Below are 4,351 nucleotides of genomic sequence, written 5' to 3'. Positions count from 1 at the left end.
TTTGGTTATTGGACTTGGTATTCTTTACCCGACCATCAAATCAGCCGTCACGGAAACCATCAGTTATCCACCGATCCATGATATTACAACAGATACCGTGAACCCGCCCGAGTTTATTGCGCTAACGGATCCAAGACCAGGGTCTAGAAACACGCTCGATTACTTTGGTAAAGGGGAACGACAAGATTGGTACCCGTCTCGTCAGCTTGAGGCATTTCCAGACATTAAACCAATAATGTCATCCTTATCCCCCAACGAAGCATACGCCCGCGCCTTAACGGTCGGTAGAAGCATGGGATGGGAAATTATCGGTGCAGACCCCGCCAATCACCGTTTTGAAGGGACGGCAACCACACCCGTTTTCCGATTTGTCGATGACACCGTCGTGGTTGTGACACCAAATGGCACAGGCAGCCGCATTGATATTCGCAGCGTATCGCGTGTTGGTGTTGGTGACATTGGCGTTAATGCCATAAGGATCAGGGAATTTATTACCAGATTTAATGGGTAAAAAAGTTAGTGTAATTTTAATTTTTTAATTCGTGGGGGCTCTGCCCCCGGTCTCGCGACCTCCCCCTCGCGAAAAAGTTCGCGCGCCGCAGAAGCGGCGTTCTCCGACCTTAAAAAATTTAAGGTCCTCGTTTAGATCATTTAGGTCTTGTTTTTGCCGTAAAACTAGGCGACAAAAGGCGTATGGATACTTTTATATTTAAATCAGCAACTTATGATGAAAGCAGTCAAACGATCCTGCTTGGCTACTCTTATGAAAATGGTCCCGAGTTCGTTGAAAAAATTGAATTCCCAGATTGTCGTACTGATTTAAACGATCAAGAAAAAGAAGCCCTTGAAAAAGAGATTGTGCAATTGCATTTGGCGGCGGGGATCAGTTATTATAAAGCATACTGTCCGAAAAATATTCGTGTTGACAATCACGCGCTCACCAAGGAAGAGGCGGATTTCTTTTTTAAATTTTATCGTCACGGGCTTGGTGAATTTTCGGTTGAAAACGATATCGATTTAAGCGGTATTATCCGTTTTCCCGTGACATCAAATTATCATTTAACACCAAGCAAAATTACCCTTCCTAAAAAAGCGGTTGTGCCCATTGGCGGCGGTAAAGACAGTGTGGTGAGCCTTGAGGTTTTAGTTAATGCGAATATGCCGCATCAAATGATTGCGATAAACGCAGGGCCACCCATTAAAAATGCGATGAAGGCGGGCAGCGAAAATGCCGCAGAAAATGCCATTCATATTAGGCGCACATTGGACCCCGCATTATTCGCTTTAAATGATGAAGGGGCCATGAATGGACATGTGCCGATTACGGGCATTTTATCATTCATCATGGCGTGTGGTGCGATCCTTTATGGATATGATAGTGTTGTGATGTCAAACGAAGGATCAGCGAGCGAAGGCAATATGGAATTCGCCGGAATTGAAGTTAATCATCAATATAGTAAATCATTAGAATTTGAGCTTGATTTTGAGAAATACATCAGAAAAACGACGCTTTCGAATTTTCATTATTTCTCGCTTTTACGGCCCCTTAATGAAACGGGTATTGCGGCGTTATTTGCCACCCTTCCCCATTATTTTGATGTCTTTAAAAGTTGTAACCGTAATTTTCATATTGATGAAGGTGTGCGTCAATATGGTTGGTGTTGTGATTGTCCGAAATGCCGGTTTGTGTTTTTGGCGCTTAGTCCCTTTATTGCAAAAGATCGTTTGAACGAAATATTTGGTAAAAATATGCTTAATGATATGTCACAAGAAGATGGGTTTCGCGAGCTTTGTGGCCTTAAGGGGCATAAGCCGTTTGAATGTGTCGGTGAAATTGAAGAATGCCAATATATTTTAAAAACGCTCACCACCACTGACCGTGCCACTGATCAACTGGTTAAAAAATTAACGCCGGAGTTAGACGCTTTAGGGCTAGATATTAAGCCCATGACGATTGATGAATTACGAGCAACGGCGCTTAATTTTAAATATGAGCATAATATCCCCCCGCATTTCTTGGAGCATTTGAATGAATTTATCAGCGCTCGAAAATAAGCGGGTTGCCATATGGGGTATGGGACGAGAGGGGCGAACGTCGCTTGCTTTCCTAAAGCAGCATTTTCCGGATCAAAATTTTATCATCATTAACCGTGATCCTGTTGATACAGAAGAAACATTCATTTCGGAAAATGAGATGCTCGCGCATCTTGATGAAATAGATATCGTGATTAAATCACCGGGGATCAGTTATTATCATAATCATGTCAGTAAATTGATTGAAGCGGGGGTTACTGTCACATCAGCGACCAACATTTGGTTTTCACTGCCAAAAGCGGGAACGGTCATCGCGATTACCGGCAGCAACGGCAAAAGCACCACATCCGCCCTCACCCATCATATATTAACGCAGCTTGGGAAAAATGCAGAGCTTGGCGGCAATATCGGCACGCCATTATTATCTTTACCGCTTGATGCGCAATATTATGTAGTTGAATTATCAAGCTATCAGACATGTGATATGACAGGGGTGCCTGATATTGCGATGCTTCTCAACCTATATCCTGAGCATATTCAATGGCACAAAAGTCACGCACAATATTATCAAGATAAATGTAATCTGCTGAGGCGTGGTGCGTATATCAATATCGTTAATCACAATGAACCGCCCACCAAGGATATCGCAGAGCGATCAATAAGCTTTAATAACGAAGAAGCCATCCATTTTAAAAATTCATCAATGATGGATGGTTATACCGTGATCGGGACCATAGATGGGTTTCCGCTTCTTGGTGATCATAATCTTGAAAATTTAAGTGCGGCACTGACCATTTGCAAGCAGTTGAACCTTGATTTAGAAAAGTGCTTAGAGGCGGCGAAATCATACCCGGGACTGCCGCATCGATTACAGATTTTTGGCCCTCATAAAGGGCATATGTTTGTTAATGACAGTATATCCACCGATCCGGAAGCGACCATTGCCGCCTTAAATGCCTTAAAGGATAAAAATGTTACCCTTATTGTGGGGGGTGAGGACCGTGAACAGAATTATAGCGAACTGGCTAAGGCGATTGAAAGTACCGGAACAAAATCAATATGTGCTTATGAAGCGGGCCCCCGGCTTTTTGATATGATCAAATCAAATGATAAATACCGCGCAGAAACATTAGAAGCGGCCGTGATCAAGGCAAAAGAAATCACCGAAGAAGGCGGCTATATCCTATTATCACCCGCCGCCCCAAGTTATGACGCCTTTAAAGATTTTGAAGAACGCGGCAATTTATTTATGACTTATGCTACGGCGTAACCTGAGGCTTTAAGACCAAAGGAATAAAGCGTATTAAAAACAGCAAATACGCCATTACCCAGCAGAGCGCAGAAACAAAAAGTAAATTCGAATAATAATCCACCATCAATGGCGTTAAAATCCGCGAAATTGCAGCAATGTTAATTAAAATAAGGAATGTGGTTATTAGGGCATCATTATTAATCGGACGCCCCGAATGACCGAGTATAGCCCGGCTCATCACCCCGAGTGTTAAGGAACCCGCGGCACCAACGCTAAAGGCGTGGTAGGATAATACAATAAACCCGTTATCCACAAGATATGCATAAGACATTAGAAAGAAGCCCAATGCGATCCAAAGAATACCAATGTGCAAGATAATCATCAGCGGGTCAGCAATAGCGATCCACCCCCTCCAACCGAGAAGACGAATTAAAATAAATGTGCCCGCCGCCAGTGCAGAAAATCCAATCAACCTTTGATCAAATTCAAATAAAATGAAAACCATGCTCGCCACGATTGATACCATACTGCAGGGGAGCAATATTTTAGGGGTAACTTGCTTTATATCGGGATATTTATTTTTTAAGAAATTTGGGGCAACTCGACCGCCAGTCACATTCATTAACATCACCACAAAAAGAAGCGCCGCGATAAAGAAATTATTTTCATCAATTGCCAAAAAATCGACCGCAGCAAGATGGCTACATAAATTAAAAAGCGCAAAGACCATCAGCATAATAGGGAGAAAATAATTACGCTTGTTACCGGTTTTAAAGATGGCAGGAGCAATTCCCGTAATGGCCACTGGCAACAATAAAAAATCAACCGCCATCGGTAAAAATGGCGGTAATAGCGCGCCAAAAAAGACGCACACACGACCAAGAAACCATAAAATTGCAAGAATGAGTAAAGGCCGTCCTCGTGGTGAAGCGACCCCTGTCCAATTTGGCACGGCGGTAAATAAAAAACCGATGATGATGGGCGCAAATACACCGAATATCATTTCGTGCTGATGCCAGGCGGATGGTGAAAAATGACTGGGGAGAATGTCAATACTTCCTGTGA

General features: G+C 43.0%; 4 protein-coding genes. 3 read left to right on the top strand and 1 reads right to left on the bottom strand.

Annotated elements, in window-relative coordinates; translation table 11 throughout:
* From ACTF6W_RS07075 to murD, 3 genes are all read left to right on the top strand, one after another.
* Positions 1 to 511 (top strand): DUF1499 domain-containing protein (locus tag ACTF6W_RS07075; protein ID WP_438993840.1); only part of this gene is annotated, 511 nt, incomplete at its 5' end.
* Between the two features lie 182 nt (positions 512 to 693).
* Positions 694 to 2,055: an endonuclease domain-containing protein gene (locus ACTF6W_RS07070; RefSeq protein WP_438993839.1), complete on the top strand. Its 1,362-nt coding sequence runs from the start codon at positions 694 to 696 to the stop codon at positions 2,053 to 2,055.
* On the top strand, positions 2,030 to 3,304 hold the full coding sequence (gene murD, locus ACTF6W_RS07065; protein ID WP_438993838.1) for a UDP-N-acetylmuramoyl-L-alanine--D-glutamate ligase: 1,275 nt from the start codon (positions 2,030 to 2,032) through the stop codon (positions 3,302 to 3,304). Before ACTF6W_RS07070 ends, murD begins: the two co-directional genes overlap by 26 nt.
* On the opposite strand, the gene ACTF6W_RS07060 is transcribed toward murD, so the two are convergent.
* A partial coding sequence (locus ACTF6W_RS07060; protein WP_438993837.1) for an NnrS family protein occupies positions 3,294 to 4,351 on the bottom strand: 1,058 nt, incomplete at its 5' end. The genes murD and ACTF6W_RS07060 overlap by 11 nt on opposite strands.

Origin of the sequence: Pseudemcibacter sp. (genome assembly GCF_965661635.1) — a bacterium.
Classification (GTDB): Bacteria; Pseudomonadota; Alphaproteobacteria; order Sphingomonadales; family Emcibacteraceae; genus Pseudemcibacter.
Note: the sequence above shows the minus strand (reverse complement) of the source record. Positions and strands in the feature narration are given on the sequence as shown.

Excerpts from the sequence above, each read along its gene's own strand:
- ACTF6W_RS07070 (WP_438993839.1), top strand. The coding sequence starts at position 694 with ATGGATACTTTTATATTTAAATCAGCAACTTATGATGAAAGCAGTCAA.
- murD (WP_438993838.1), top strand. The coding sequence starts at position 2,030 with ATGAATTTATCAGCGCTCGAAAATAAGCGGGTTGCCATATGGGGTATG.